3 protein-coding genes and 1 pseudogene are annotated in these 2,674 nt (G+C 58.2%); all 4 read right to left on the bottom strand.

Annotated elements, in window-relative coordinates; genetic code table 11:
* Positions 1-1,220 (bottom strand): annotated as a pseudogene (locus A3Q7_RS20175) (RHS repeat-associated core domain-containing protein); the annotation flags it as partial.
* A 5-nt stretch (positions 1,221-1,225) separates the two neighbouring features.
* Positions 1,226-1,438, bottom strand: coding sequence for a hypothetical protein (locus A3Q7_RS0119030; protein WP_018413506.1), 213 nt, complete (start codon positions 1,436-1,438; stop codon positions 1,226-1,228).
* The gene (locus A3Q7_RS0119025) at positions 1,435-1,728 is read right to left on the bottom strand and encodes a hypothetical protein (protein ID WP_026225032.1); all 294 of its coding nucleotides are present in this window, start codon (positions 1,726-1,728) and stop codon (positions 1,435-1,437) included. The genes A3Q7_RS0119030 and A3Q7_RS0119025 overlap by 4 nt, the downstream gene beginning before the upstream one ends.
* On the bottom strand, positions 1,725-2,674 hold a 950-nt coding region (locus tag A3Q7_RS20170), incomplete at its 5' end, for an RHS repeat-associated core domain-containing protein (RefSeq protein ID WP_040571126.1). The genes A3Q7_RS20170 and A3Q7_RS0119025, both read right to left, overlap by 4 nt.

Below are 2,674 nucleotides of genomic sequence, written 5' to 3'. Positions count from 1 at the left end.
TACTGATTCACCTCACTCAGCCAACCGTTGGCGTCCAAGCTCTGCGTCATCCGCGCTCCGTTGGCCGTCACGCGACTCAATAGACGCCCCGCTCCATCGTACTGGTAGTCCACCTGCGTGTAGTCCGGATTCCGGAGCATCACCAACCGGTTGGCCGCGTTGTACACATAGCTCGTTGTGCTGCCCTGATAGGTGGTCTTGGTCAGGATGTTGCCCACCTTGTCATAGGTGAAGCTCATGCTGCGGCCACGACTGTCGGTCTTGCCGGTCAGGCGGTTCAGGCGATCCCAGGTGAAGGTGTAGCTCACGGTGCCGTTGGCCGCAGCATTGCGGTTACCCGCCGCGTCGAAACCGAAGGTTTCGAACGTGCCGTCCTTGAGGTAATCCACCCTCATCACGCGGTTGCCGTTATCAAAGGTGTAGCGGGTGACCTCATTCAGACGGTTGGTTTTTTCATAGACGTTGCCGGCTTCGTCAGGCTTGTAGCTGATGACCTTGTTGATGTAATCAGTCTCGGAAATCAGGCGCCCGAGATCGTCATACGCGAAACTCCAGGTCTTGTTCTCGGCGTCCTTCACGCTGAGACGGTTGCCTGCGAGGTCATAGGTAAAACTCGTTTCGCCATCCAGCGCGTCGATGACTCTGGTAACGCGGTTGAGTTCGTCGTACTGCCGGGATTCGGAGCAGCCAAAGCTGTTCTTGGGCTGCAGTCCCGCTTGCGCATTGGCGTCGATGATGCAGGTGAGGTTGCCGTTCTCGTCGTAGGCAAGCTCGCTGCGATAGCCCTTGGCGTCGATGGCGGCTGTTTTGCGGCCGAGGGCATCGACCTCGAAACGCACTCGCTCGCCTTTGGGATTGGTGAGCGCAGTCACGTCGCCGCGCAGCGAATAGCTTGTCTCGGTGCGGTAACCGGTGGCATCGATCACCGCTGTTCTGCGGTTCATCGCGTCGTATTCGACGCGGCTGGTGTGGCCTTCGGCGTCGGTCACGGCGATGACGTTGCCCGCGTCGTCGTAGCTGTAGGTGGTGGTGTTGCCCTCGGCGTCGGTTTCGGTTTTGATGCGGTCGGCGGCATCGAAGGTGCGGGTGATGACGGTGTTCAGGTCGTTGTGGCCACGCAGCGGGTGGAGTGATTTTGCGGGCGGCGGGCGGCGATAGTAAGCGCGGCGGCACCACAGAAAGTCGGCACTGGCGGGACGGCGGCGGGAAAATCGGGACATATGGCTTACAGACTGCCAAAGTTCGTCAGAGAATATGCTGCATACAAGATCAGCATCGGCCCTATCCAGCGCAGATGCTTACCCCATTTCGCGTGCCACACATCTATCTGCTTACCCTTGCCGATGACGCGAAAGCCAAACAACATCGCCAAGATGCCGCCAGCGAACGAAATCGCGAAATCGGCAACGGAGGCAATTTCGCTGGGGCTCATCATCATGAACCGAGCAACAGCCCCACCAGCAACCCAACTGACCCAACCACAATCGGCGCAACGAACACCACGTAGAAGTACCCCTTGCGGCCAGCACGGTAGAAGCCTTTGTAGCCGGTTTGGTAGGCCATCGCGGAAACGATGAGTAACATCACGACACCGCCAAACAAGGATCGATTCACTTCCGATGTGCGGCCAATCCAATCGAACCCACCCAATAGGCTTGCTGCCCACGCCATTCCAGGAGCGGCGATGTAATCAATGAAGAATTTTGGAAGTGATACCCAGAATGTCATTTGGAATAAACCGATTGCATCATGTTCGTATTGGCCTTGCTAGGATAAAGCAGAAATCCTCCCCCAGCAGTACCACCGAAGGTTTGGGAACCGCTGACTGGAAATGCTTTGTCGTAGCCAAGCGACAATAGTTGCCCACCTTGAGTTATATCAAGTGCTCGCGACGCCCAAGATGTTGCCGAATCCACCGATGGCAGCAAAATCCCATCCATTCCGCGAGGCACTGCAACAGATTTCGCATCAAGCAAGCCGTTGATATTGACCGGCACTCGCTGCGACAGCGCACTGAAAGTATTGATTTGCGCCGTCCCCACCGGCACCCGTCCGCTGACAAGCGCCAGTGACAAGTCAGCCACTGTCGCCAAATCCTGCGCCATCTGGTTGCCCGGGAAAAACGTATCCGCCAGAATGGTCGTTCCACTTGTTGGCAAGTTCGCGGGTGCAGTTGGGTTGTCCTGAATAGCCCGGACAAAATTTCGCCCCGCATTGACAAGGCCCGGACCGGAATTGGCGACGTTTGCAGCACCGGCGGCGAAGGTCGCACCGCCGGCCAACTTCGAGATCATCGGCTCGGGTGCAACAATCAGAGCGGCGCCGGCGACCGTCAGCACCCCACCCGTGACTAGACCCGCGCCGTTGCCAAGAATGTCAATGGTCGATTTTCCGACACCGCGCCAATCGACCAAGCCGCTCGGATCATTCGCATTGACAGGGTTATTCCCCACGTACGCATAGAAATTGACATCTCCCGCCGCGAATCCCAGCGGATCCTCGCTGATGAACCGACCGATCACCGGGTCGTAATAGCGCGCGCGGTAGTAGTAAAGCCCCGTGCCGTCATCCTCCCGCCCGGTGTACTTCAATCGGTTCGGGCTGGCACCCGTGCCCGACTGGCTCTGCCCGAACGCGCTGTAGCGCAGCGATTGCGTCGTCCCGCCGTTGTGAC

Origin of the sequence: Methyloversatilis thermotolerans, assembly GCF_000372885.1 — a bacterium.
In the GTDB taxonomy this organism is placed as follows: Bacteria; Pseudomonadota; Gammaproteobacteria; order Burkholderiales; family Rhodocyclaceae; genus Methyloversatilis; species Methyloversatilis thermotolerans.
The sequence above is the reverse complement of the archived record's forward strand: the minus strand, read 5'-3'. Positions and strand labels throughout refer to the sequence as shown.

Excerpts from the sequence above, each read along its gene's own strand:
- A3Q7_RS0119030 (WP_018413506.1), bottom strand. The coding sequence starts at position 1,438 with ATGATGATGAGCCCCAGCGAAATTGCCTCCGTTGCCGATTTCGCGATT.
- A3Q7_RS0119025 (WP_026225032.1), bottom strand. The coding sequence starts at position 1,728 with ATGACATTCTGGGTATCACTTCCAAAATTCTTCATTGATTACATCGCC.